Annotated in this window: 25 protein-coding genes and 1 pseudogene; 11 read left to right on the forward strand and 15 right to left on the reverse strand. The window is 65.5% G+C overall.

Annotation, left to right across the window (positions count from 1 at the left end):
- Positions 1–98: 98 nt before the first annotated feature.
- From tkt to HDG32_RS00305, 4 genes are all read right to left on the reverse strand, one after another.
- Complete coding sequence (gene tkt, locus HDG32_RS00290; protein ID WP_184062319.1) at positions 99–2,180, reverse strand: transketolase; 2,082 nt, start codon at positions 2,178–2,180, stop codon at positions 99–101.
- A 265-nt stretch (positions 2,181–2,445) separates the two neighbouring features.
- On the reverse strand, positions 2,446–2,991 hold the full coding sequence (locus HDG32_RS00295) for a cupin (RefSeq protein WP_184062321.1): 546 nt from the start codon (positions 2,989–2,991) through the stop codon (positions 2,446–2,448).
- Between the two features lie 53 nt (positions 2,992–3,044).
- Positions 3,045–3,221, reverse strand: a complete 177-nt coding sequence (locus HDG32_RS00300; protein ID WP_184047024.1) for a hypothetical protein — start codon at positions 3,219–3,221, stop codon at positions 3,045–3,047.
- A gap of 60 nt (positions 3,222–3,281) precedes the next feature.
- Entirely contained in the window at positions 3,282–3,608 is a 327-nt protein-coding gene (locus HDG32_RS00305) for a hypothetical protein (RefSeq protein ID WP_184062323.1), read from the reverse strand.
- Between the two features lie 196 nt (positions 3,609–3,804).
- On the opposite strand from HDG32_RS00305, the pseudogene HDG32_RS36075 reads away from it, so the two are divergent.
- Positions 3,805–4,040: pseudogene (locus tag HDG32_RS36075) on the forward strand (hypothetical protein).
- Positions 4,041–4,087: 47 nt separating this feature from the next.
- On the opposite strand, the gene HDG32_RS00310 reads toward HDG32_RS36075, so the two are convergent.
- The gene (locus HDG32_RS00310) at positions 4,088–4,333 is read right to left on the reverse strand and encodes a DUF6723 family protein (RefSeq protein WP_090809892.1); all 246 of its coding nucleotides are present in this window, start codon (positions 4,331–4,333) and stop codon (positions 4,088–4,090) included.
- A gap of 204 nt (positions 4,334–4,537) precedes the next feature.
- Here HDG32_RS00310 and HDG32_RS00315 point away from each other — a divergent pair, with 204 nt between their 5' ends.
- The gene (locus HDG32_RS00315; RefSeq protein WP_260335476.1) at positions 4,538–4,906 is read left to right on the forward strand and encodes a hypothetical protein; all 369 of its coding nucleotides are present in this window, start codon (positions 4,538–4,540) and stop codon (positions 4,904–4,906) included.
- On the opposite strand, the gene HDG32_RS00320 is transcribed toward HDG32_RS00315, so the two are convergent.
- Complete coding sequence (locus tag HDG32_RS00320) at positions 4,823–5,500, reverse strand: MarC family protein (RefSeq protein WP_184062325.1); 678 nt, start codon at positions 5,498–5,500, stop codon at positions 4,823–4,825. The two genes, HDG32_RS00315 and HDG32_RS00320, sit on opposite strands and share 84 nt — an antisense overlap.
- 348 nt (positions 5,501–5,848) lie before the next feature.
- Here HDG32_RS00320 and HDG32_RS00325 point away from each other — a divergent pair, with 348 nt between their 5' ends.
- The 3 genes from HDG32_RS00325 to HDG32_RS00335 all read left to right on the forward strand — a co-directional run bounded on the left by HDG32_RS00325 (position 5,849) and on the right by HDG32_RS00335 (position 8,352).
- Positions 5,849–6,064 carry a DUF3311 domain-containing protein gene (locus HDG32_RS00325; RefSeq protein ID WP_018425194.1) on the forward strand — a complete coding sequence of 72 codons (216 nt, stop codon included), beginning with the start codon at positions 5,849–5,851 and terminating at the stop codon, positions 6,062–6,064.
- Complete coding sequence (locus HDG32_RS00330) at positions 6,061–7,536, forward strand: sodium:solute symporter (protein ID WP_184062327.1); 1,476 nt, start codon at positions 6,061–6,063, stop codon at positions 7,534–7,536. Before HDG32_RS00325 ends, HDG32_RS00330 begins: the two co-directional genes overlap by 4 nt.
- 165 nt (positions 7,537–7,701) lie before the next feature.
- Positions 7,702–8,352, forward strand: coding sequence for a glutathione S-transferase family protein (locus tag HDG32_RS00335; protein WP_184062329.1), 651 nt, complete (start codon positions 7,702–7,704; stop codon positions 8,350–8,352).
- 12 nt (positions 8,353–8,364) lie between these two features.
- Here HDG32_RS00335 and HDG32_RS00340 read toward each other — a convergent pair whose 3' ends face one another.
- Together HDG32_RS00340 and HDG32_RS00345 are read right to left on the reverse strand one after the other, a co-directional pair.
- On the reverse strand, positions 8,365–9,561 hold the full coding sequence (locus HDG32_RS00340) for a GGDEF domain-containing protein (RefSeq protein ID WP_221307579.1): 1,197 nt from the start codon (positions 9,559–9,561) through the stop codon (positions 8,365–8,367).
- Positions 9,518–10,285: a hypothetical protein gene (locus HDG32_RS00345; protein WP_184062330.1), complete on the reverse strand. Its 768-nt coding sequence runs from the start codon at positions 10,283–10,285 to the stop codon at positions 9,518–9,520. The genes HDG32_RS00340 and HDG32_RS00345 overlap by 44 nt, the downstream gene beginning before the upstream one ends.
- Positions 10,286–10,874: 589 nt before the next feature.
- Here HDG32_RS00345 and HDG32_RS00350 point away from each other — a divergent pair.
- The 3 genes from HDG32_RS00350 (at position 10,875) to HDG32_RS00360 (ending at position 13,250) form a co-directional block, all read left to right on the forward strand.
- Positions 10,875–11,942, forward strand: coding sequence for an aromatic acid exporter family protein (locus HDG32_RS00350; RefSeq protein ID WP_184062332.1), 1,068 nt, complete (start codon positions 10,875–10,877; stop codon positions 11,940–11,942).
- Between the two features lie 254 nt (positions 11,943–12,196).
- The gene (locus tag HDG32_RS00355) at positions 12,197–12,943 is read left to right on the forward strand and encodes a hypothetical protein (protein WP_184062334.1); all 747 of its coding nucleotides are present in this window, start codon (positions 12,197–12,199) and stop codon (positions 12,941–12,943) included.
- A gap of 1 nt (position 12,944) precedes the next feature.
- The gene (locus HDG32_RS00360) at positions 12,945–13,250 is read left to right on the forward strand and encodes a hypothetical protein (RefSeq protein WP_090809877.1); all 306 of its coding nucleotides are present in this window, start codon (positions 12,945–12,947) and stop codon (positions 13,248–13,250) included.
- Between the two features lie 78 nt (positions 13,251–13,328).
- Here the strand turns inward: HDG32_RS00360 and HDG32_RS00365 are convergent, their stop codons facing one another.
- The 4 genes from HDG32_RS00365 to HDG32_RS00380 all read right to left on the reverse strand — a co-directional run bounded on the left by HDG32_RS00365 (position 13,329) and on the right by HDG32_RS00380 (position 17,261).
- Positions 13,329–13,709, reverse strand: a complete 381-nt coding sequence (locus tag HDG32_RS00365) for a cupredoxin family copper-binding protein (protein ID WP_184063319.1) — start codon at positions 13,707–13,709, stop codon at positions 13,329–13,331.
- A gap of 36 nt (positions 13,710–13,745) precedes the next feature.
- On the reverse strand, positions 13,746–14,690 hold the full coding sequence (locus HDG32_RS00370) for a metallophosphoesterase (protein WP_184062336.1): 945 nt from the start codon (positions 14,688–14,690) through the stop codon (positions 13,746–13,748).
- Between the two features lie 172 nt (positions 14,691–14,862).
- A complete protein-coding gene (locus HDG32_RS00375) occupies positions 14,863–15,822 on the reverse strand; it encodes an aldo/keto reductase (protein ID WP_184062339.1) in 960 nt (319 codons plus the stop codon).
- A gap of 263 nt (positions 15,823–16,085) precedes the next feature.
- Positions 16,086–17,261, reverse strand: coding sequence for an epoxide hydrolase family protein (locus HDG32_RS00380; protein WP_184062341.1), 1,176 nt, complete (start codon positions 17,259–17,261; stop codon positions 16,086–16,088).
- Between the two features lie 116 nt (positions 17,262–17,377).
- On the opposite strand from HDG32_RS00380, the gene surE reads away from it, so the two are divergent.
- On the forward strand, positions 17,378–18,157 hold the full coding sequence (gene surE, locus HDG32_RS00385; protein ID WP_090809866.1) for a 5'/3'-nucleotidase SurE: 780 nt from the start codon (positions 17,378–17,380) through the stop codon (positions 18,155–18,157).
- A gap of 31 nt (positions 18,158–18,188) precedes the next feature.
- Here surE and HDG32_RS00390 read toward each other — a convergent pair whose 3' ends face one another.
- Complete coding sequence (locus HDG32_RS00390) at positions 18,189–18,986, reverse strand: DUF4148 domain-containing protein (RefSeq protein ID WP_184062343.1); 798 nt, start codon at positions 18,984–18,986, stop codon at positions 18,189–18,191.
- Positions 18,987–19,258: 272 nt separating this feature from the next.
- On the opposite strand from HDG32_RS00390, the gene HDG32_RS00395 reads away from it, so the two are divergent.
- The gene (locus tag HDG32_RS00395) at positions 19,259–19,540 is read left to right on the forward strand and encodes a PA14 domain-containing protein (protein ID WP_184062345.1); all 282 of its coding nucleotides are present in this window, start codon (positions 19,259–19,261) and stop codon (positions 19,538–19,540) included.
- A 110-nt stretch (positions 19,541–19,650) separates the two neighbouring features.
- Here the strand turns inward: HDG32_RS00395 and HDG32_RS00400 are convergent, their stop codons facing one another.
- On the reverse strand, positions 19,651–20,286 hold the full coding sequence (locus HDG32_RS00400) for a carbonic anhydrase (RefSeq protein WP_184062347.1): 636 nt from the start codon (positions 20,284–20,286) through the stop codon (positions 19,651–19,653).
- Positions 20,287–20,605: 319 nt separating this feature from the next.
- Positions 20,606–20,881: a DUF1488 domain-containing protein gene (locus tag HDG32_RS00405; protein WP_008923225.1), complete on the reverse strand. Its 276-nt coding sequence runs from the start codon at positions 20,879–20,881 to the stop codon at positions 20,606–20,608.
- 205 nt (positions 20,882–21,086) lie between these two features.
- On the opposite strand from HDG32_RS00405, the gene HDG32_RS00410 reads away from it, so the two are divergent.
- Positions 21,087–22,580 (forward strand): MDR family MFS transporter, encoded by a 1,494-nt coding sequence (locus HDG32_RS00410; protein ID WP_184062349.1) that lies wholly within the window; start codon positions 21,087–21,089, stop codon positions 22,578–22,580.
- Positions 22,581–22,689 lie beyond the last annotated feature (109 nt).

A 22,689-nucleotide genomic window follows, 5' to 3' on the forward strand; every position in this document is an offset into this window, starting at 1 on the left:
CCGCAAACCGTGGCCGCATGCCTGATCGAAACGGATAGATCCCGCCGGCCCACCCCTTTTCGCATCAAGCGTTCACGACGTCGTCGAGCGCCGCACGCTCAAGTGCCCTTCCCCTTCTTCACCCGCTCGATCTGCTGCTTCGCCGCCTGATACACGGCTTCCGGCGTGAAACCGAATTTCTTCTTCAGATCCGCGATCGGCGCCGACGCGCCGAACGTATGCATGACGACCTGCGCACCGAGCCGTCCTGTATACCGATCCCAGCCGAGCGACGCAGCCTGCTCGACCGCGACGCGCGCCTCGACGTCCACAGGCAGCACCGACTCCTGATACGCGCTGTCCTCGCGCTCGAAGATGTCCCACGACGGCATCGACACGACGCGCGCCGCGATGCCCTCGCTCTTCAGCTTCTCGTACACGTCGGCGCAGATCGATAGCTCGCTGCCGGTCGCCATCAGGATCACCTCGGGCTTCTTGCCAGCGGGCGCATCGGCGAGCACATACGCACCGTGCCTGACGCCGCTCGCGGGCGCATAGCGGCTCCGGTCGAGCGTCGGCAGCGGCTGGCGCGACAAGACGATGCACGCCGGCCGATGCGGCTGTGTCAGCGCGACACGCCATGCCTCGGCCGCTTCGTTCGCGTCGCCGGGACGCAGCACGGTCAGGCCGGGCACGCCGCGCAGCGACGCGAGCTGCTCGATCGGCTGATGCGTCGGACCGTCTTCGCCGAGCCCGATCGAATCGTGCGTGAACACATAGATAGCCGGCACTTCCATGATCGCGGACAGGCGGATCGGCGGCTTCATGTAGTCGCTGAAGATCAGGAACGTCGAGCCGTACGCGCGCAGATTCGATAGCGCAAGACCGTTGACCACCGCGCCCATCGCATGCTCGCGAATGCCGAAGTGCAGATTGCGGCCGGCATAGTGATCCGCCTGGAAGCTGCCGGCGCCTTCGAACTTCAGGTTGGTTTTAGTCGACGGCGACAGGTCCGCCGCGCCGCCGATCATCCACGGCACACGCGCGGCAATCGCATTGAGCACCTTGCCCGACGATTCGCGTGTCGCGATGCCCTTCGGGTCCGCGTTGAAACTCGGGATGTCGCTGTCCCAGCCCTGCGGCAATTCGTGCGCCTCGATCTGCGCGAATTCGCGCGCGAGCTCCGCATACTGCTTTTTGTAGCTGTCGAACTTCGCCTGCCATTGTTCGCGCGCCGCCTTGCCGCGCGCGCCGATGCCCTGCGCGAAGCGCTCGTGCACGCCCTCGGGCACGTAGAAGAACCTGTCCTCGGGCCAGCCGTAGAATTTCTTGGCGAGCGCGACTTCCTCGACGCCGAGCGCTTCGCCATGCGCGGACGCAGTGTCCTGCTTGTTCGGCGCCCCCCAACCGATGATGCTGTGGACCACGATCAGCGTCGGCCGGTCGGTCACGCTCTTTGCTTCGACCAGCGCCTTTTCCAGCGCGGCGGTGTCGTTCGCATCGCCGACGTGCAGCGTGTGCCAGTTGTAGCCGTGAAAGCGGCTTGCCACATCGTCGCTGTACGCGAGGTCCGTATGGCCTTCGATCGTCACGCGGTTGCTGTCGTAAATCCAGATCAGGTTCGACAGCTTCAGATGCCCCGCGAGCGAGGCCGCTTCGTGCGAGATGCCTTCCATCATGTCGCCGTCGCCGCAAATCGCGTACACGCGGTAGTCGAACAGCGGCGCGTCCGCGCGATTGAAGTGGCTCTCGTACCAGCGCGCGGCCATCGCCATGCCGACGCTATTGCCGAGCCCTTGCCCAAGCGGTCCCGTGGTGGTCTCGACGCCGGTCGTCATCCGGTACTCGGGGTGGCCCGGCGTATTGCTGTCGATCTGGCGGAAATGCTCGATGTCGTCGAGCGACACGGCCGGCGCGCCGGTCGGCTTGCCGTGTTCGTCGACGGCTTTCACGTTGGCCAGATGCAGCAGCGAATACAGCAGCATCGACGCATGCCCGGCCGACAGCACGAAGCGGTCGCGATTCGGCCACAGCGGCTCGTCAGGGTCGTAACGCAGGTGGTGTTGCCACAGGTGATAGGCGACCGGCGCGAGCGCCATCGGCGTGCCGGGGTGGCCGGAATTGGCTTTCTGCACGGCGTCCATCGACAGCGTGCGGATCGTGTTGATGCACAACTGATCGAGGGCGGAATCGTTTTGCATGGGACGCTCCTTGTTCGGCAATTCGGAAGACGGCCGACGCGCGCCGCGGAGCGCGCGGACGGATCGGCGCATCGTGTCGACATGGAATCGCGCGCGTCCGGGCATGTCGATAAGGACGCCAAGCCGCACGTGGAACCGCCCACGTGCCAGCGTCAGCGCCGAAAGCGCGCGGGAAAATCGCGGCAAAGCCCACAGATGATGCGCCTAACCGCGCAAATCTGCACGCCACGCCGCGGCAGGTCGGTTGCTTCGCGAACGACGAAGTTCAGGCCGACTGCAGCCAAAACTCGATGACGGGACCATGCTTGCCGTCGATCGGATCGAGCGGCGGAAACGGCAACGCCAGCATCTCGGTGAGTTCCTGCGGCGTCAGCGCTTCGCGGCGAATGTCCCATTGCTGCCCTAACGGATAGCCCCCCACCACCTGAAAATGCCGCTCGAACGATTGCAGACAATGGCCGGTGCCGGCCGGCAGCAGCAGCACGTCGCCCGCGTGCACCGTCACCACGCGTCCGCCCGGCCCGCCGACGATCACCTCGGCGCTCGCGTCGGTCACGCCGAGCACCTCGTGCGCGGTCGCGTGAAAGTGATGGAAGTCGAAGATGCTGTTGCGCCACTGCGCGGGCCATGCATTGCGCTCGAAGAGGATTTCGAACGCGGCGGGCAGATTGCCGCTGCCGGGCGACAGCGCGCGCCGGTACAGCACGACCGGCAGCTTGCTGTTGTTCGGCACCCAGTCGTGCGGCTCCAGCATGAACGCTTCGTATTCGGTCTGCGCGGCGTCGAAGCCGTGCCTGGACTCGTTGAACATGGTTGCTCCTGGCTTGTGATGCGGTTGCCGCGAACCTGCGCACGAGCAGCCGGCTAGCCTCCGCCGATGCCCTGCAGCACCTTGCCGGTGCCGCCGCACACCGCGCAGCGAGCGCCCTCGACCTTGCCCGTGCCGTGGCAGGCGGCGCACAGGTCTTCGCCAGCGCCCGGCGTGTTGGGCGGCGCTTCGTCGCCGGGGTTCATCGATTGGGTTGGATTGTCCGGTTGCATGCGCTTTCTCCGGTTGGGTGTTGACGGATTGGATGCACGGCTGGCACGCAACGCGCAGCGTCATTGCTCGCCCGGCTGCTTGTGATGCGATTCGCGCCCGCCGCCGCCCGGCGGCTCGGCGTGCTCGCCGCTGCCGAGCGGCACTTCGGCGCCCTGGCGCGGCCGCTCGCTCGACCGTGGCGGATTGGTCGCTTTGTCCACGCCGGTCTGCACGACCGGTTCGATGCCGAGCGGACTCGGCTCGACGTAGTGCGTGCCGCTCGGCTTGTTGCGGGCTTTGACTTCGTCGGACAGCGTGGGTGCGGCGCGGTTATCTGGCCTCGCGGACTGCTCGCCGCCTGGCGTCGCGCTCTGCTGCGGGGTGTCGGTCGATTGGGGATCTTGCATCGCGCCCTCCTCGTTTGTTCTGCCGTCGATTCGCGTCATCACGCGCCATCTCGAACGGGCATCTGGTTCACGCAGCAACATTCGAGCCTTGCCGGAGAAGTCCGCGCGCAGCGCAACAGGCACGGCCATTGCGGCCTCGAAGGCGGTAGCGCGGCACGTTCGCTTTGTAAAAAAGGCGCCCCCGAAGGAGAACCTCATGAGCATTACGACAATTCGCGTATCCGATACCGAGGTGCAGGTCGAGCGCACGCTGTACACGTTCGCGCAAAAGAGCGAGCCGATGCGTTCCAGAACTGCCTGGTCGACGGTTCGGTCGACACCTGCTATCGCGATCATCCGCCGCTGTCGGCGCGCCCTACCGTGCCCGACGAACATCCGGACGATCCCGCGCGCGGCAGCACGATTTCGCCGTCGCTCGGCGGTCTGCCCTGATGGCTCTGCGCCTCTCACGGAAGCACTGCCAAACCGGCTGCGCCCGCTCAGCCTTCGGGCGCGGCACGATCGGCCGCGACGAGCTTGCGGCCGTACGCAATCGCGGCGCGGCGTGCTTCGTCGGCGGTCGCATAAGGGCCGATCTGCGGTGCGCCCTCGAACGGGAACAGAATCCGCCTGTCCGCTTTCCTCACAACCTTCAGCCCACCTATGTATCGGCCGTCACCTGTTCCGTGATAGCTGGCGAAAATCTCGAAGTCGTCGTCGGCAACGTCGGCCTTGTGTCGCGCCATATGCGCTCCTCGTCCAGTGCTTTGCGTGGGCGATGTCCAATGTGAGCCGGGCGCGCGCAGTCATCGCGATGCGGCGCGCGTGCCGGGTTCCAGCAATTGGCGTTCCACGCGAACGACATCCGTCGGCATGCGGCACGAGCATTGCGCGTCTGAACGAAGACTAGGGTCTGTTTACATATGGAAACAGACCCTAGGAGAGGACTGATGGATTTACCTGATACGAGCCGGCAAGCGCCCAGTGCAATCGGCACATTCGACCTGAACGCGCCAACCCACGCGCAAATTTCGTTGCAGCCGCTGCCGCTGCCGCTGCATCCGCATGCGCCGATGCCGCCCGAAGTCGACCCCGACATCGCGCCGAACACGCCGCCGCCGAAGATCGACCCCGATCCGATCCCGGACGATCCGGTCGACGTTCCGCACGAACCACCCGAAGGCGATCCACCGGCGGCGCCGCCGCCACAGCATGCATGGCGCCGGCATGCGGCGCTAGCCCGCCGGCGGGCGCATCGTCGCGATCGGAATCAGGAATTCGGACACGCCGGTCAGAATGATCTGCACGCCGATGCATAGCAGCAGGAACGCCGACACCCGCAACGCGACCTTGGTGCCCTCGACGCCGAGATAGCGCGCGAGGATCGTCGCGCGGCTGTAGATCAGATACACGCAGACGGCCACCGCGAACGTGATGGCGACCGACGCGATGCCCCCCATCACGAACGCCGACAGCTTGTGCGTGCGATTCGCCGACAGCGCGATCGCGGTCGCGATCGAGCCGGGGCCAGTGGTCAGCGGCACGGTCAGAGGAAAGAACGCGCGCGATTTCGCGGTTTCGGCGTCGACGCGCTTGACTTCCGTCTGCTCGACCGCCGGCGTGTCCGGCGCATTGAGCATTTGCCAGCCGCCCACGGCAAGCGCGAGCCCGCCGCCGATGCGCAGCGCCTCCATCGAGATACCAAAGAAATGCAGGATCGGCGTGCCGATGAAGAATGCCACCAGCAGCACAACGGCGGCGTTGATCGCGATCTTGCGGGCGAGTACGGTGCGCTCGTCGAGGGTCAACGACGCGGTCCGGTCCAGAAACACAAACGCGCCGCTGAACGGATTGATGATGCTGATTAAGCCGATAAAGCCAAACATGATGTCCGAGATCAGACTTTCGACCATGTGCGTGTCCGTGTGCCTGCTTGTCTGCGTGTGCTCGCGCGAGTTCGCGCCTGGGCGCGCCGCCGGTCATAACCCGGCTGGAATCGCGCGGTCCGGAAAATGCTGCAATGCTCGCAGATCATATCGCGGCGCGCCAGTCGGCCTGCAGAAAAGCCGCGCGACACCTTGCGCGCCACGGCGCGTCCCGCTTTGCACTGCAGCAATCCGGGCTGGAAAGATGCAATTGCAGCGGTCGAAACTCCGACATTTATTTTGACCTGCTTTACGGGACCGAAGTATCCGGCATACAGTCCTCAGCGAAGCCGGAATTTCAACGACGCATACCTACTGGTTCGAGGAGTTGTCAACATGCTGCTTCGTGTACTTGCCGCGTTGCCGTTCGTCGGCATCCTGGTCGGCGTTTCGTTTGTCAATCGCGTCGAGCCGATCGTGCTCGGCATGCCGTTCGTGCTGGCCTGGATCGTCATGTGGGTGGTGTTGAGCGCGATCATCATGGCGATCATCTACAACCTCGATCCGTCCAACCGACACGTCGCCGCCGATGGCGAGGAGGTTCGCCCATGAGCGCACTCGTCATCATCGCCGCCGTTACGCTATTCGCGCTGTTCCTCGGCGTGCGCGCAAGGCGCGGCCACGACATGAGCCTCGAGCAGTGGAGCGTGGGCGGCCGCAGCTTCGGCACCGCGTTCGTGTTCCTGCTGATGGCCGGCGAAATCTATACGACCTTCACGTTCCTCGGCGGCAGCGGCTTCGCGTACGGCAAGGGGGCGCCGGTCTACTACATCCTCGCGTACGGCACGCTCGCGTACATCCTGTCGTACTGGATGCTGCCGCCGATCTGGCGCTACGCGAAGACGCACCGCCTGGTCTCGCAGCCGCACTTCTTGACGCGCAAATACGAGAGCCCGGCGCTCGGCACGCTGGTCGCGCTGGTCGGCGTGGCCGCGCTGATCCCGTACCTGGTGCTGCAATTGAAGGGCCTCGGCATCATCGTCTCGACCGCGTCGTACGGTGCGATCTCGTCGACGGCGGCGATCTGGATCGGCGCGATCGTCGTGACCTCTTACGTGATCGTGTCGGGCGTGCGCGGCTCCGCCTGGAACTCGGTGGCCAAGGATCTGCTGATTCTCGCGATCGTGCTGTTCCTCGGCATCTATCTGCCGCTGCATTACTACGGCGGCATCGGCGCGATGTTCCGCACGATCGACGCCGCCCGTCCCGGCTTCCTGACCTTCCCGGCGCGCGGTTCGAGCGTCGTGTGGTTCCAGTCGACGGTGCTGCTGACCGCGCTCGGCTTCTTCATGTGGCCGCACACGTTCGGTTCGATCTTCACGGCGAAGGACGAGCGAATCTTCCGCCGCAATGCCGCGATTCTGCCGCTCTATCAGCTGATCCTGCTGTTCGTGTTCTTCGTCGGCTTCGCGGCGACGCTACGCGTGCCGGGCCTGAAGGGCGCCGACATCGACCTGTCGTTGTTCCGCCTGTCGCTGCAGACGTTCGATCCGTGGTTCGTCGGCGTGATCGGCGCGGCCGGTATCCTGACCGCGCTGGTGCCGGGCTCGATGATCCTGACCTCGGCGTCGACGCTGCTCGCCAACGACGTGTATCGCGGCATGGTGAACCGCAACGCGTCGGATGCGTCGGTCGCGGTGATCGCGCGCTTCCTCGTACCGGTCGTGGCGCTGGTCGCGGTCACCTTCACGCTGAACGGCGGCGAAACCATCGTCGCGCTGCTGCTGATGGGCTACAGCTTCGTCACGCAATTGTTCCCGGCCGTGCTCTGCAGCCTGTTCCCGCACAACCGCGCGACGAGGCAAGGCGCGTTCTGCGGCATCGTCGCGGGTGTCGCGGTGGTCACACTGACCACGACGCTGCACTGGAGCGTCGGTCAACTGATGCCGTTCCTGCCCGATGCGCTGAAGGACGTCAACATCGGCTTCCTTGCGCTCGCGGTCAACGTGATCGTGTTCGTGATCGTCAGCGCGGTGACGCAGCCGAGCGCAGCCGAGCAGGAAAAGCACGCGTCGGCGCATTGAAAGAGACCTGGCCGCGGGCGTGATTCGAGGCTTGCTGTTTCGAAGCGCCCGCATTTGCGTACGCTGGCGCCTGACGCATCTGAAGGGGCTGTTCGTTTCGGCGACAGCCCCTTATTCTTTCTGTTCACGGCTCGACCGCGCTCTCGACGATCCACGGAGCCCCGAATGTCCTGCGTTCTCTACTACTCGCCCGGCGCGGCCAGCATGCCCGTGCACTGGATGCTGCTCGAAATGGGCGTGCCGTTCGAAGCGCGCCTCGTCGATATCGACGCGGGCCAGCAGCACGATCCCGAGTATCTGCGTCTGAATCCGGCCGGGCGCGTGCCCACGCTGGTCGTCGATGGCGTGCCGCGGCATGAATCGGCCGCGCTGCTGATGCTGCTCGCCGAGCGCCACGCCGAGGCCGACCTCGCGCCCGCGCCCGGCTCGGCCGCACGCGCAGAATGGCTCGAATGGATGATCTACCTCGCGAATACGCTGCTGCCCGCGATGCGCGACTGGTTCTACGCCGGCAGCGACGGCGACCCCGCGGGCGCCGAGGCGGTGCGCGCGCTCGCGCAACGCCGCATCGAACAAGCGTGTGCGCGACTCGACAGGCATTTCGCCGACGGCCACGCATACCTCGCGGGCGGCAAGCTCAGCACCGCCGATCTGCTCGCGCTCGTGCTGATGCGCTGGACCCGCAACATGCCTAACCCCGCGACGGTGGGCTGGCCGCATCTCGCGAGCTATATCCGCAGGCTGCGCGCACGGCCGGCGTTCATCGAACTCAACGAGCGCGAAAAGCTGACGGAGTGGCGCAACGAAGGCCAGTGACGTTCAGGCGGTTCACAACGTCGCTTCCCTGCCCGTCTGCGCCGCGAACGCGAAGCCGTTCTTGCCGTCGCGCTTGACCTGATACATCGCGGCATCGGCGGCGGCGACCAGACGGCGGTGATCGTCGACGTCGTCGGGATAACTCGCGATGCCCACGCTCGCGCGCACGCCGCCGATTCCCATCTGTGCGTCGGTGTCGACCACGCAGGCCATCAGCCGGCGCGCGATCTCGGCGAGCTCGTCATCGCCCGCAAAGGTGCGCACCAGCACCGCGAACTCGTCGCCGCCGATGCGCGCGACCAGATCGCCTTTGCGCACCGACGCGCGAAACCGGGCGGATACCGCGGCGAGAAATTCGTCGCCGGTGCGATGCCCGAACGAATCGTTGACCTGCTTGAAGCCATCGAGGTCGATATACAGCACGGCGAGGCGCTGCTCGACGGCCGCGGTCCGCGCGTGCCTGGCGGCAGAGTCGAGCGCGGCCAGCAGCTTGCGGCGGTTCGACAGGCCCGTCAGCGAATCGTGCAGCGACGCCAGCTCGAACTCGTGCGACTGCCCCGCGAGCTGGCGGTTGCGCTTCGCGTACATGCCGAGCGCCGTGATCAGCATGCAGAACAGCAGCGCGGCGAGCGCGATCAGCGCGCGCGCGACGTGCGCGACGCGCAGCCGCACGTCGGCGCTCGACGCGTCGCGCTGCGCGCGCCAATAGGCCGATACGCTGCCGAGCACCACCGCGACGGCTTCGGGCGTCGCCTGTGTCGGCGACACCGACGGAATGGGCGGCGCCGGCGACGGACTCGCGTTGACGAGCGCCGCGAGCGCCGCGAAACGCCGCGCGAGTTCGGCGCGCGCCGCGTCATAGGCCGGCACGAACGACGCGTCGTGACTCGCCGGGGTGTCGGCCATACGCTGCCACGCGGCCAACTGTTCGCGCGCGCTGTCGACGCGCCCGGCGGCTTCGAGCACGAGGCCCGCGTACTCCTGCTTCAACTGATCGGAAAACACCGTGCGGATCTGCATCGCTACATACAGCAGGCCGAACAGCAGACACAACAGCGCGGCCACGGCGACGCTCGCGGGCCCCGGCCGGAAGCGCCACACCGGCACGCGCGCGCGTGCGGCGCCGCGCAGCCCCGCTCGCCCCGCTGGCCCGACGATCGCGTGCTCAGGGATGGGAGTAGGTATCTTGTTGCCGTCGGCCGTTGTCATGTTGACGATAGCTCACGCGTCGAAAGAACTGTCCGATCCGCGCAAACAGACTGCCCTTGTGCTGCGACGTCGCGCGCCGCTCCTGCTGTGCGAGCCGCGTTTCTTTCGCGTCGTGACCGGCCGCGGGTTTCGCGGTGGAATTGGCGGCATTGGCGACGTGCCGCGTGTAGCCCGGCGGTGGCGTGGGAACAATGGGGGCTGTGGGTGGGTTGGCCGACATATCCGCCGACATATCCGCCGAGGTATCGACCGGCGTATCGGCCAGCGTGGCGGTGAGATTCGGGTCAGGCGTACTCGCGTGGATCTGCCCGGACCACACGGCCGGGTTGGTGTCCTCGAAGCCGCCGTTCGCGCCGGCCGCTTCGAGCGCGGCGTCTGGCGCGGCGGGCTGCCTGGCTGACGGCATGGCGACGGGCGCGGCGGCCTCCTCCGGCGCGTGCGCGACGGCCACCGTCGGCACCCGGGCCGATGCCGATGAGCCGAGCGCCCGGCGCGCGCCCGCAATGGCATCCGCGTACGTCTGCTGATCCTGGTTGAACCAGACGCCGTAGGCGACGGTGCCGATCACACCGAAGGTCAGCGCGCCGGCCGCCGCGAGGCACAGGGCGAGGCGGCCGAAGCGCGGGGGCGGCACGCCCGATTCGTCAGGGCCGTCGGGTTCGAAGGAGGACCGGCCGTCCGTTGTGGAATGACGCAAGTCGATATCGTCGGGATCGGTAGCCATCGCAATACGCTCCGGGTATGCCACTTCTTGCAGACAAACTGGCGCGCTGACGAGCCGGCGCGTAAACCGAACTCGCAGGCTGCCGCTGCACGCAATGCTCAATGAATGTAATCCTGTCGCGAACGGCCGACAACATAGCAGCGTTGCGTTTCCGCCTCGCTTCGGCGGTGCTTCAAACGACGCCGCCAGATGCCGTGTGAGTTGGCAAAAAAGCGTGCAAAGCCGGTAAAAACTCCAACCCGGCACAGAGCCCGACAGCCAGCCGTGCGCCTGCCGTGGGCCGCTACGCCCGATGCGACGCGGATTCTGCGAAACGCGCCAACGCGGTCGCCGTTTCGCATGCAACAAGCGGGCCTGGCGGCGAACGCGCGCGCGACGCCGAAACCGCCGCTCGAAACCCGCGTTGGACTGCGCGCGCCGCGCGCCTCGAGCAGCATTCCGCGAACCTGCTGCCGTGCGAATTCCCAAAGCCGTCCGCGCCGGATGATAAGGTCACGTGCGCGCATGTCGCGAACGCCGCGCCGTGCCGGGCCCAACGGTGCCCGGCCCAACGGTGCCCGGCCCAACGTCATCGGTCAGCATAAAAATCATGTCGAACAGGTATCAGCACCAGCCACTCACACCGTTGCACCGCGCGCTCGCGCGCTTTTCTCTGTCGGAAACCGCCAAGTGCACGAAGCTGACGCTCGGCCTGTGGATCGGTTTCGGCATCCCATACCTGCTCGGCTTTCCCGACGCGGCCGTGCCGCTCGCCGGTTCGACGATGCTGACGCTGGCGCTCGGTAGCTCGATTTCGGCGGCCCGAAGCTACTTCTACAAGCGGGTGTTTTCGAACGTGGTGGCGATGCCGATCGGCACGCTGCTGATCTGGCTGACCGCGCCGCACCTGTGGATGGGCGCGGCGCTGCTGCCGGTCGTGATCTTCGGCATCGTCGCGCTGCGGCCGTCGCTGTTCCAGATGACCAGCATCACGGTGCCGATCACGCTCGTGCTCTATACCGGCGAACATCTTCCGCTGCTCGAACAGCGCCTGATTGGCGTGGTACTCGGCATGTTGCTCGGCTTCGTCATCCAGCAGATCGCGTTTCCGCCCGATCACGGCTACTGGGCGAACACGCTCGTCAACGACGGCAACGAACAGGCCACCGATGTCGTCGCGCAACTGGCCGCGGGACAGCTCGACAAAGCGCAGATCAAGCCGGCGGCCTCCAGGCTGCGCACGCTGAGCACGAACCTGAAGCAGGCGCACCTGCTGCTGAAGACCGACCTCGAGCAGGCGTGGGTGTCGCCACATCTGAAGCGCAACGCGGCACGGCTGCCGGTGTTCGCGAGCTATCAGGAGACCTTCGATTCGCTGGTCAATTTTCTTGAAACGATGGACACGTTTCACGATCAGTTCGCCGCGCTCGACGCCGCGTGGCGCGAAATGTTTCTCGCGCGGCTCGCGCGGCTCGTCAACGCGCACCGGCAACTGGCCGAGGCGGCGGACCTGCGCGTCGAGCGCCCGCCGCTCGACGCGCCGCCGCTGCATTTGGAGGACCTGCGTCAGCTGACCGAGGACCTGCCCGCGTCGGACGTGTTTACGAGCGTGTACCTCGGGCATCTGACCGGCTATGGGATTCTGCTGTGCCGGTTGAGCGAGCTGCATACCGCGTGAGCGGCGTTCCGCACAGTCAGAACTACCAGGACCGCAACACGATGCACGATGGACAACTTCCAGTCGCGCACTACCTGTGTTGACAGTTTTCCACCATGTTCCAGGGTGCAGGAATTCGTCGAGCGGTGCCTTCCCGTACCGGCCAAGGCTTGCTCTCGCATTCGCGGCGGCCTCAGCGACTCATTCTTCTTGCGGTACGCAATTCGACGCCATGATAGGTTCGCTGGCGGATCTGACATGTACATGGAAGACAGATGGCGATCGATTTCAAAGTCGGAAACCACCGGAGCTGCACGCTCCATACTCGGCAGGAATATCGCGGCAACGTCTTTAGCGACGAGGTGGATACCGGGCGCCGTCTCATTATCTCGGCAAGTTCATGGGAGCTTACACACAACACGCGCCAGCTAGCGCAGCTCGCCGAGTTCATGCGCAATTCGCCGGGCCGCGCATATGCGAGCGGCGCTGTTCCGGAGCAGATCGCCCGCACGCTACAGACCGCCGTCGAGCGCGGCGATGTGATTGCGGTCGCGCCCACGCTCCGGACCTCGCGCGGAGGGAGCGCACCCATCCAGCAGCAGATCCGGCCGTACTACCCAACCATCACGCCGTCACAGCTCGTGCGAGGCGCACTGCCCGTAGTGCGTGCCGCGCGCTCGTTCGAGCGCCCCAAATTGCCGCGGCTGCCAGCCGAAGATGGCCTGGCGATCTGGTATGCCCGCCCCGGCGACGTGCTGCCGGACGGAACCATCGCTACGCCAGTATCAACGCCACTCGGCAATGAGCGGCCGTTTGAGTACACTGAAGATCCGCAGTTCGGCGATGTGCAGGAACTGGCCGCGCGTGGCGTCAGTGAAGTGCATGAGGCAAATTGTTTTGCCGAGTACGAATTTGATTTGGAGCAATGCAACTTCGTACGAGCGATGACCCAAGACCCCCGTGCTTATGCCATGTGCAAACAGACGGCATTTCAAAATTACCAGAGCTGCAGAGGTTTCTGAGATGACAAAGCGCCAGCGTGCCACCGTGATTTTTTATAACGAGGATGCCTGTGAAATCCAGGTATGTACCGTGTCGCGCGAGGAAGTCGAGGGGGCAATAGATCGGCAGATCGCGCGCGGAATGGCAATGACTGTGCCTCTGGGTTCGGACGATTGCCGCGCGCCGATCACGGACGAAACCTTGCGTCAAATCGGAGGCATGGCTGTTCTCAACCAGGCGTCTGTCCATCCCGAATTGCGCGATCGTCTGCAGATTTCGCTGCACCACCCCGTCGACTGGGGGCAGGCCAAGCCGCCGACGGAATGACAGTGCTCGCGATCCAGGGTTGAGTTCGGAGCAAAATCCGAACTGCCCTTGCTGAGCAAGGGCTTGGCGGCAATCGGATCATTGCACGGTAATGGTCGCCTTCATGTTCGGATGGATGCCGCAAAAGATCTTGTACACGCCCGGTTTATCGAATTTGAACTGATAGGTGTCGTCCTGATCGAGCGCGGCAGAGCGGAACAGGCCCGCGTCGTTGACCACGCTGTGCGGCTCGCCGTCGAGATTCTTCCATGTGACCGTCGTGCCCGCCTTGATGGTCAGTTCCATCGGCGAGAACATGAAGTTCTTGATGACGATCGCGTTAGGCGTCGACGCGACGGTCTGTTTCTGCACCTGCATCGGCATCGTCGTTTGCGCAAAACCGGGCCCCCCCGACACCGCCAGAATCGCGACACTGCCGAGCAGAATCGCGAGCGCGCGGCCCATCATCCTGGTTAGCATCATTGATCTCCTCGAGCGTAAAAGTAGCGCGTGTCGTCAGGCGAGCGTCGTGTCGTCGAGCGTCGCCTTCAGCGGATGACGCGCGATGCTGACGCTCGTCACGCCGAGCATCTTCGGCAACTGGTCGCTCGCTACCTTCAGCGGCCCAGGGCCATCGCCCTGGCCGGCGATCGGCTGCGGATAGGCGGTCGAGCGCGCGGTATGGAACGTCACGTTGCCCTCGACCTTTGTCACGATCTGATGAATGTGGCCGTTCAACACCGTCACGGAACCGAAGCGCTTCAGATAGCTCATCGCCTGTCCCGCGTCGCCCGTGCCCCAGCCCCACGGCTCGTAGATGGTCCACATCGGCATGTGCGCGAACACCACGACCGGGGTGCTCGACGAGCGGCCTTTCAGATCGTTTTCGAGCCATTCGAGCTGCTCGTCGCCGAGACCGCCGAGGCCGTTCGGCTTGAAATGCATCACGTTGACGAGCCCGACGAAATGCACGCCCTGGTGATCGAAGCTGTAATAGCCGCGGTTGTCCGAAGCCTTGCCGAAGCGGCTGAAGTACTCCGTGCCGGGGCCGTCGGTGACGTCATGCTCGCCGGGGACCGTGTGCAGCTCGGTGATCTTCAGTCCCGACATCAGCTGCGCGGCCAGATCGAATTCCGCGGGCTTCGACAGATGCGTGATGTCGCCGGTGTGAATCGCGAGCGGCGGACGCGCCGGCATCGCGTTGACGTAATCGATCGTCTGTTTCAGCGTGCCCGCGACGTCGGGATTCGCCTCCTTGTTGAAGCCGATATGCGTGTCGCTGATCTGCAGGAAAAGCGGCGTGCCAGCCGCTGGCGTCGCGGTGTTCGCGTCGGCCGCGAGCGCGAGTTCGACCGGCGTCAGCACGCCGCCCGACAGCATGAACACGGTGCCGAGGCCACCGAACGCAAGGCACTTCAGCGCGCCGCGACGCGCCGGATCGAATGAATGATGTGACGACATGATGACCTCACGATAAGGATTCGCCGAACCGAACCCGGTTCGTGAGGCATGACTGGCGTGGGGCGGGTTTTATTCCCGTGTCGTGCGGCGTTGGTGGGAGGCGGCACCTGTATGCGAATAGCAAGCGGCAAGTAATCGCCGTGGCGGATTGCGCCCTGGATTGCGCATCAAGTCAGCCGCCGACCGCCGCGATGATCCGCGCGCGCATCGCGTCGTCGGGTAGCGGTCCCGATCCCGCGCGCACGTTGTCCGCCATGTATTGCGGCCGCCCGGTGCCCGGAATCACGACCGTCACCGACGGTTGCGCGAGCACGAATTTCAACAGAATCTGCGCCCAGCTCGTGCGGCCGATTTCGCCGGCCCATGCGGGCAACGGCATTTTCATCACGCGCGCGAGCAAACCGCCGCCGCCGAACGGCTGATTGATCACGACGCCGATGCCGAGATCGGCCGCGAGCGGCAGGATGCGCTGCTCGGCCGCGCGATCGTCGGCGGCGTAGTTGATCTGCACGAAGTCGGGCTTCTCGCTGCGCATCACCGCCGCGACTTCGTCGAACGCGCTCGATGTGTAATGCGTGATGCCGAGATAGCGAATCCGGCCGCGCGCTTTCCAGTCGCGCAAGGTCGCGAGCTGCGTGCGCCAGTCGAGCAGATTGTGGATCTGCATCAGATCGACATGCGGCTGCTGAAAACGCCGCAGCGATTCCTCCATCTGCGCGATGCCGGCTTCGCGTCCCTCGGTCCAGACCTTGGTGGCGACGAACGCCTTGCGATGCGCGTCGAGCTGCGTGAGCAGCGCGCCCGCGACCGCTTCCGACGAACCGTACATCGGCGAAGAATCGATCACCGAGCCGCCCGCTTCGAACAGGATGCGCAGCACCTCGGCGAGTTGGGCGCGCGCGGCGGCATCGTCGCCGACGTCGAAGGTGCGCCACGTGCCGCAGCCGATCACCGGCAGCGCTTCGCCGGTGGACGGGATCGCGCGGCGGCTCATGCCGGGTAAGGTGGTGCCGGATTGCGCGTGCGCCTCGGTTTGCGCGGACGTGACGCGCGACAGCGCAAGCGCTGCCGGCAGCCCGAGCGCCGTGCGCAGAAAACGGCGGCGGTGATCGTGGTTCGACGAATGTGCCATAGCGCGTATGGTGCCCTCGTGCATGAAAGTTCGACCATCATCGCAACTGCTATAACACACCGCGCCGCGCGAGTTCGATCGACAAGCTCGCCGCGTCGACGAACCGGAAGCCCTGAAAACCGGCCACGAGCGCGCCGTCCACGCTAGCCTGGCTGTCGTCGATGAATAGCGTGTCCGTTGCGGCCGCGCCGAGGCGTTCGACGCGCGCCGAATGAATAAAAAAGGTGGCATGAGCCGCCTTCGCCGTTAGTGATCGACGCGGCCTAGCGCGCTTTCTGCCGCAACGGCCTGAAGAACTTTCGAATCTCGGCCGCGAGCAACGCGGGCTTTTCCATCGCCGCGAAGTGCCCGCCGGCTGGCATTTCGCTCCACTGCGCGACGTTGAAGGTTCGTTCGAGCCAGCTTCGCGGCGGATGATTGATCTCCTTCGGAAACAGCGCGAAGCCGACTGGTGTGTCGATGCGCTCGCCGTCGGAGAAACGCATCGGCTGCAGGCGGTTTTCCCAATACATCTGCATCGCCGGGCCGATGCACTGCGTGAACCAGTACAGCGAGATATTGGTCAGCAGATCGTCTTTCGAGAACACGCTTTCCACCTCGCCGCCGCAATCGCTCCACGCGCGAAACTTCTCGCCGATCCATGCGGCGAGTCCCACCGGCGAATCGTTCAGCGACGCGGCGACCGTCAGCGGTTTGGTGCCGTGCTGATGCGCGTAACCGCCTTCGAGTGCGGCCCAGTCGTTCTTCTCGCGCAGATAGTCCTGCTCGGCCGGCGTCAGCTCCCGCTGCGCCGCCCCGATCGCGGGCTCATAGGAACTCGGCAGGAAGTTCAGATGGATGCCGTCGACCACCCGCGGATGATGCGCGGCCAACGCGATCGACACGCCCGCGCCGAGATCGCCGCCCTGCGCGCCGAAGCGCTCGTAGCCGAGCCCGCGCATCAGTAACACCCACAGGTCCGCGACCTGGAACGCGGACATGCCGGCCTGCGCGGGCGCAGGCGAAAACGCGAAGCCCGGCAGCGACGGCGCGACGACGTCGAAGGCGTCGGCGGGATCGGCGCCGAACGCGACCGGATCGCACAACTGATCGAGCAGCGCGTGAAACTCGAAGAAGGAACCGGGCCAGCCGTGCGTGATCAACAGCGGATAAGCCCGAAAGCCGGGCGCGACACTGGCGGCGCGCCGATGCGCGAAGTGCACGGTCTGGCCGTTCACGTCGGCGAGAAATTGCGGCAGCTGGTTCAACCTGCGTTCGGCCGCGCGCCAGTCGAATTGCCCGGCCCAATAGGTCGCGAGTTCGCGCAGCCAGGCCTGGTCGGCGCCCTGCTGCCAGGCGGGCGCGGGCGTCGCGGGCGCCCAGCGGGTGGCGTGGATGCGGCGGCGCAAATCGTCGATGTCCTGATCGGCGATCGCAATCTCAAACGGGTCGATCTGCATGGGGGTCGTCCTGAGTCGTTGGCGGCTCACCGTCATCGTACGCGCGTCCGACGAAAGCCCGATAATGGGCGTCCCTTCCCTACGATTCATTCACCGAGCCACAGGAGATTGACGCGATGTCCGCTTACGAATCCAAGCTGCCGCGAGTGCTGCTGACGAACGACGACGGTATCGACGCGCCCGGCCTCGCCGTGCTCGAAGCCGTGGCCGCCGAGCTCGCGCACGAAGTCTGGGTGGTCGCGCCCGAGCACGACCAGAGCGGTACGTCGCATTCCATCAGCCTGCATTCGCCGCTGCGCGTGAGCCGCCAGGGCGAACGCCGTTTCGGCGTGACCGGCACGCCCGGCGATTGCGTCGTGATGGGCGTGCGTCATCTGATGCGCGAGGCGCCGCCGTCGCTGGTGCTGTCCGGCGTCAATCGCGGCGGCAACCTCGGCATCGAAACGATGTTCTCGGGCACGGTCGGCGCGGCGATGACGGGTCTGCTGCTCGGGCTGCCGTCGTTCGCGCTGAGCCAGGCGTTCAGCGATCGCGAGCGCGTGCGCTGGGACACCGCGCGCACGCTCGCACCCGGCGTGATCCGTCAATTGCTCGCGATCGAGCATGCGGCGCCGACCTGCCTGAACATCAACTTTCCCGACGTCGATGCCGCCGACGCAGGTCCGCTGACGCCGACGCGCCAGGGCGTCGGGCTCGTCAGGGACATCGAGGTGCTGCCGGAAGTCGACCCGCGCGGCATCGCGTATCACTGGCTGCGCTTCGATCGTGGCCCGCGCGAGAACGATGCCGACAGCGAAACGGCAACCGTCGCGGCGGGGCGCGTATCGGTCACGCCGCTTGCGTTCGATCGCACCGACGAAGCCACCTTCGCGCGGCTCGCCGCGTCGTTGATCTAACGGTTGCCGGGGACGCGGCGCGAGGCCCGCTTCAGTGTGCCCCAGGTCCCGATGGCTCGGGTCTGCCGAACGCGGGCATCGTACCGTTCTCACGCGCGCGCACGAGTTCGGCCTCTACCTCGGCGCGGGTTTTGGGGCCGTTGCTGGCGACCGCTTGATTTGCGGACTGGCTGGTCAGCCCCGCGCGCGGCATCGACCATGGCGACTCGACGCCTTGCGTTGCATATTGCGGCAACGGCCGCATCTCTGGCACGACGCTGGCCGCTTTCTTCCCAGACCGCTCGGCAGTAGAACTTTTCCGGTGGCTGCCGCCCCGCGCATGACTACCCGATGTCGTCGCAACACTTTGCGCTGAGCGAGGTTTCGTCGTGGTACCCGACGCAACGCGGCTATGGTGTGCGTGCCCGGTCTTTGCCGTGGGTGGCGCCTGGGTCCGGTTCGAAGTCACCGCAGGCTGCGGCGGCAAACTCGTCTGCTGAGGCTGCGGCTGCGGGTGCGGCTGCTGCTGTTGCTGCGCCTTGTTCGACTCCCGCGCGAACTGTAGCGCCGCGATGGCCAGAGCATCGCCCGCCTGCGCTCCAATCGACGCGGCCCGCTGAGCCCGCAAGGCGGCCACGTCGTCGCGCAGCGCATGGCGGCGCGTTGCCGGCGCGACCGTCGCCGCGCCGGGCCGGCCTTCGCTCTGCCCCGCCGCCGCCGTCGCGCTGACACCCCGTTCGCCGTCGGCGACGAGACTCACGTCCCGACCGGACGACCAGTCGTTGTCCAGCTGTGACACATAGGCCCCAATCGTCACCGCGCCGAAGACGAGGCCCATCAACACGATCATTCTCGGTTCGCTATACAAGGCACGCTCCCCATTCCAACCGATCGACCGACCCATTGGTCAAAGTTTGGTCCATACGAATGACAGTGTTTTCCCTTTTAGACCCAACAACCGACGAATCGGCGGATCTGGTCGGGGATGTGTCCGAAATCGACGGGTATTCTTCCGTTCAAACGCGCGCCTTAATCGGAGTCCCAAGCGGTTCTTCCGGCGCCGCCTTCGACCCTGTTTTCAGCGACGCAAGCGCAGCTCAGACGAGCGGCCTTTCCTCCGGCTTGCGGCGCATCGCGACGGCGATCGAACTGCCGACGATCAACAGCGACAACGTCGCGCGTCTGTGGATCGACGGCGTGAAGGTGATCGACAAGACGAGCACGACGCCAGGCAGCGCGACCGGGAAGGTCCAGCTCGCCGCCCACCAGAGCGCGTCGATCAAGGTCGAGTACTTGCACGGCACGGGCGCGGCGAGCATGCATCTGCTGTGGTCGAACCCGGCTGCGAAGAGCCCTGGTGTGTTGAAGATCGTGCCGTCGGATTCGCTGGTGACGTCGATCTGATAGAGGTGGTTGTGGCGGGCGGCGCGGTGGGGTTGAAACCGTGCCGCCGCGCCGGCTTTTAGCAAGCCGAGTGTTAATCCTTCAAACTAAAAACCCGTTTTAATGCCGCTTTAACCCGCACAAATTTCCCGATTATCCGCAAGCGGCAAGAAGTTACCGGTCTTGCCATCGAGCGCAAGCATTTCACCGCTTTCGATATTGAAGATCCAGCCATGCAGCCGCAGCGTCTTGTTCACGAGTCCGACCGCCACCGACGGATGCGTGCGGATGTTGCTGAGCTGCGCGATCACGTTGTCCTTGACCAGCGCCTCGAGACGCTCCGCATCCGAGCCGTAGTGGCGCGACGCGTTGATCGCCTTCGCCGCATCCGCGTGACGCAGCCAGCTCGCGACCGCCGGCATGTGCTCCAGATTCGTGCAGCACGAGATCGCCGTCATCGCGCCGCAGTTCGAATGGCCGCAGATCACGATGTCGGTCACGCCGAGCACGGCAATCGCATATTCGACGGTCGCCGACACGCCGCCCGGCTCCGGACCGTACGACGGCACGATGTTGCCCGCATTGCGGATCACGAACAGCGACCCCGGTTCGGTCTGCGTCAGCAATTCCGGCACCACGCGGCTGTCCGAACACGTCACGAAGAGCGTGCTGGGATTCTGCGCGGTCGACAAACGCTTGAAGAGCGCGCTTTGCTGTGGAAAGACCTCGCGTTGAAAGCGGATCAGACCTTCGATGATTTCCTGCACGATATTCTCCAGAGAATCGAAGAGACGGATTTAAAGTTGCCGCGACTATACCGCAGCCTTTCAATCGTCGCGCGAATCACCGTGCTAATCGTCGCACGCTCCTGCGGCGAATTGCCAGCGAAATAATGGCGTGCTCGCACGCGCCATAAAAAAAGACCCGGCTGCCGGCAGCCGGGTCCAACTCTCTCGCTCACACGCGTTAAGCGGTGTGTGCGTCGATACGGTAGCCGCGCCGACATCGCGGATATAGTCGCCGCGATGGAAGAGTCCTTTCCACCGCGGCACGAATCGCTTGACCCGATACAAGCAAGCGGGTCGCTCAATCGAAGTCGCGCGTCTCGAGCTCCACGGACCGTCCCCCGTTGCGTTCGAGCACCCGCCGCGTAGCATTTTCAATGCGGGCGCGGTTCGCCTCGAACGCTCCCACCAGATCGTGAGCAGACGGGGCGCCGTTGCCGAGGCTGCCATTGCCGAAATGGTCATTGAGCGCGTCGAGCGACACGCTGCACCATACGTCCTTCCCGTCCACATTGGCCTCGTAGGCGACGCGCGCAGCAGCCACCACTTCCCGGCGTCCGGTGAATTCGATCCTCATGATTGTCCTCCGTGTGTCAAAGGGAAATCCGAATACGCAACGGTCGTGCCCAATCCGGCCGGCTCGCCGGCTGCCCGGGCGCGAGCACGCATTCTGCGCAAGGTGCATACTCCTGAGCGGCCGCCGCGCGCGGCCGCGCCGATGCGTCGCAGCAAGGCCTCCTCCGGGCCGTCGACGCATTCAACATATCGATACTACGCCCTTCATGTCCCGCAATATTCAATCTTCGCGCCCGCTCGTGATCGCCGCCGTGATGGCCTCGATGGCGATGGTCGCGATCGAAGCGACCATCGTGTCGACCGCGATGCCGCAGATCGTCTCGCAACTCGGCGACCTGCATTTATACAGTTGGGTGTTCTCGTCGTTCCTGCTCACGCAGACCGCGATGACCGTGGTGTTCGGCAAGCTCGCCGACCTCTATGGGCGCAAGCCCGTGATCCTCGCGGGCATCGCGATCTTCCTCGTCGGCTCGGTGCTCTCCGGCTTCGCGTGGTCGATGCCGGCGATGATCGTGTTCCGCCTGGTCCAGGGGATCGGCGCGGGCGCGATCCAGCCGGTCACGCTGACCGTCGTCGCCGATCTGTACCCGGCGCGCGAACGCGGCAAGGTGCAGGGTTATCTCGCGAGCGTGTGGGCGATTTCGGCGGTCGTGGGTCCGATGGTCGGCGGCTTCATCATTCACAACCTGTCGTGGGCGTGGATCTTCTGGATGAACGTGCCGATCGGGCTCGCGTCGGCGGCGGGCTTCATCGCGTTCCTGCGCGAATCGGAACGGCACGCGCGGCCGTCCATCGACTTCGCCGGCGCCGCGCTGTTCATGGCCGCGATCGCAGCGCTGATGATGGCGCTGACCTACGCCGGCGACGACGCGTTGGCGCCAGCCTCGTTCGCAGGCGGCGTCTTCGTGCTGTGCGTGCTGCTGTTCGTGCGGCAGGAGCGTCGCGCGGCCGAACCGATGATCTCGTTCGCGCTATGGAGCCGCCGCCCGATCGCCGCATGCAACAGCGCGACGGTGCTGGCCGGCATGATCCTGATGGGCGCGACCACGTTCCTGCCGATGTACGTGCAGGGCGTGCTGCATCGTTCGCCCGTGGTGGCCGGCCTCGCACTGACGATGATGATGGTCGGCTGGCCCACCGGCGCGACGTTCGCGGCGAAGTCGTTTCACCGGCTCGGCTTGCGGCGCATCCTGATCTGCGGCAGCGCGTTCGTGCCGCTCGGCGCGGTGCTGCTGCTGTTGCTGTCGCCGGGCGCGTCGCCGCTCGTCGCCGGGTTCGCGTCGCTGATCATGGGCTTTGGCATGGGGACGTCGAGCGTCAGTTCGCTCGTGCTGATCCAGGAGATCGTCAGGATGGACGAACGCGGCAGCGCGACCGCGTCGAACCTGTTTTCGCGCAATCTCGGCAGCACGCTCGGCGCGACGCTGTTCGGCGCGGTGCTGAACTTCGGGCTCAGTCATTCGCAGGGCGTCGCGACGGTCACGTCGGATCAGCTGAAGGCGCTGCTGCAGAACCGCGCCGCCGATCTCGGCGACAGCGATCTGGTCCGGCTCGTGCTGCACCAGTCGCTGCATCTGACCTTCGTGTCGATGTTCGTGATCGCGCTATTCGTGGTCGCGCTGCTCGCGCTGGTCCCAACGATCCGATTCGGCGACGACAAGCCGGCACCACTCAAGGCCTTGTCGCCGCTCGAGGACTGAGTGGCGCGGCGTCGCGAACCACTTGCGTTCGCGAGCGCTATGAGCCGCCCGCCGGCAGCGTCGCCGCGAAGAAATCACGCACCTGTGCCGCGGTTCGCGCATGAATCGC

Source organism: Paraburkholderia sp. CI2 (genome assembly GCF_014201055.1).
Classification (GTDB): Bacteria; Pseudomonadota; Gammaproteobacteria; order Burkholderiales; family Burkholderiaceae; genus Paraburkholderia; species Paraburkholderia tuberum.

Excerpts from the sequence above, each read along its gene's own strand:
- HDG32_RS00330 (WP_184062327.1), top strand. The coding sequence starts at position 6,061 with ATGAGCGCACTCGTCATCATCGCCGCCGTTACGCTATTCGCGCTGTTC.
- tkt (WP_184062319.1), bottom strand. The coding sequence starts at position 2,180 with ATGCAAAACGATTCCGCCCTCGATCAGTTGTGCATCAACACGATCCGC.
- HDG32_RS00310 (WP_090809892.1), bottom strand. The coding sequence starts at position 4,333 with ATGGCGCGACACAAGGCCGACGTTGCCGACGACGACTTCGAGATTTTC.
- HDG32_RS00405 (WP_008923225.1), bottom strand. The coding sequence starts at position 20,881 with ATGAGGATCGAATTCACCGGACGCCGGGAAGTGGTGGCTGCTGCGCGC.
- surE (WP_090809866.1), top strand. The coding sequence starts at position 17,378 with ATGTCCGCTTACGAATCCAAGCTGCCGCGAGTGCTGCTGACGAACGAC.
- HDG32_RS00335 (WP_184062329.1), top strand. The coding sequence starts at position 7,702 with ATGTCCTGCGTTCTCTACTACTCGCCCGGCGCGGCCAGCATGCCCGTG.
- HDG32_RS00315 (WP_260335476.1), top strand. The coding sequence starts at position 4,538 with ATGGATTTACCTGATACGAGCCGGCAAGCGCCCAGTGCAATCGGCACA.
- HDG32_RS00345 (WP_184062330.1), bottom strand. The coding sequence starts at position 10,285 with ATGGCTACCGATCCCGACGATATCGACTTGCGTCATTCCACAACGGAC.
- HDG32_RS00350 (WP_184062332.1), top strand. The coding sequence starts at position 10,875 with ATGTCGAACAGGTATCAGCACCAGCCACTCACACCGTTGCACCGCGCG.
- HDG32_RS00320 (WP_184062325.1), bottom strand. The coding sequence starts at position 5,500 with ATGGTCGAAAGTCTGATCTCGGACATCATGTTTGGCTTTATCGGCTTA.
- HDG32_RS00340 (WP_221307579.1), bottom strand. The coding sequence starts at position 9,561 with ATGACAACGGCCGACGGCAACAAGATACCTACTCCCATCCCTGAGCAC.
- HDG32_RS00380 (WP_184062341.1), bottom strand. The coding sequence starts at position 17,261 with ATGCAGATCGACCCGTTTGAGATTGCGATCGCCGATCAGGACATCGAC.
- HDG32_RS00410 (WP_184062349.1), top strand. The coding sequence starts at position 21,087 with ATGTCCCGCAATATTCAATCTTCGCGCCCGCTCGTGATCGCCGCCGTG.
- HDG32_RS00300 (WP_184047024.1), bottom strand. The coding sequence starts at position 3,221 with ATGCAACCGGACAATCCAACCCAATCGATGAACCCCGGCGACGAAGCG.
- HDG32_RS00355 (WP_184062334.1), top strand. The coding sequence starts at position 12,197 with ATGGCGATCGATTTCAAAGTCGGAAACCACCGGAGCTGCACGCTCCAT.
- HDG32_RS00365 (WP_184063319.1), bottom strand. The coding sequence starts at position 13,709 with ATGCTAACCAGGATGATGGGCCGCGCGCTCGCGATTCTGCTCGGCAGT.
- HDG32_RS00370 (WP_184062336.1), bottom strand. The coding sequence starts at position 14,690 with ATGTCGTCACATCATTCATTCGATCCGGCGCGTCGCGGCGCGCTGAAG.
- HDG32_RS00390 (WP_184062343.1), bottom strand. The coding sequence starts at position 18,986 with ATGATCGTGTTGATGGGCCTCGTCTTCGGCGCGGTGACGATTGGGGCC.
- HDG32_RS00295 (WP_184062321.1), bottom strand. The coding sequence starts at position 2,991 with ATGTTCAACGAGTCCAGGCACGGCTTCGACGCCGCGCAGACCGAATAC.
- HDG32_RS00305 (WP_184062323.1), bottom strand. The coding sequence starts at position 3,608 with ATGCAAGATCCCCAATCGACCGACACCCCGCAGCAGAGCGCGACGCCA.
- HDG32_RS00325 (WP_018425194.1), top strand. The coding sequence starts at position 5,849 with ATGCTGCTTCGTGTACTTGCCGCGTTGCCGTTCGTCGGCATCCTGGTC.
- HDG32_RS00360 (WP_090809877.1), top strand. The coding sequence starts at position 12,945 with ATGACAAAGCGCCAGCGTGCCACCGTGATTTTTTATAACGAGGATGCC.
- HDG32_RS00375 (WP_184062339.1), bottom strand. The coding sequence starts at position 15,822 with ATGGCACATTCGTCGAACCACGATCACCGCCGCCGTTTTCTGCGCACG.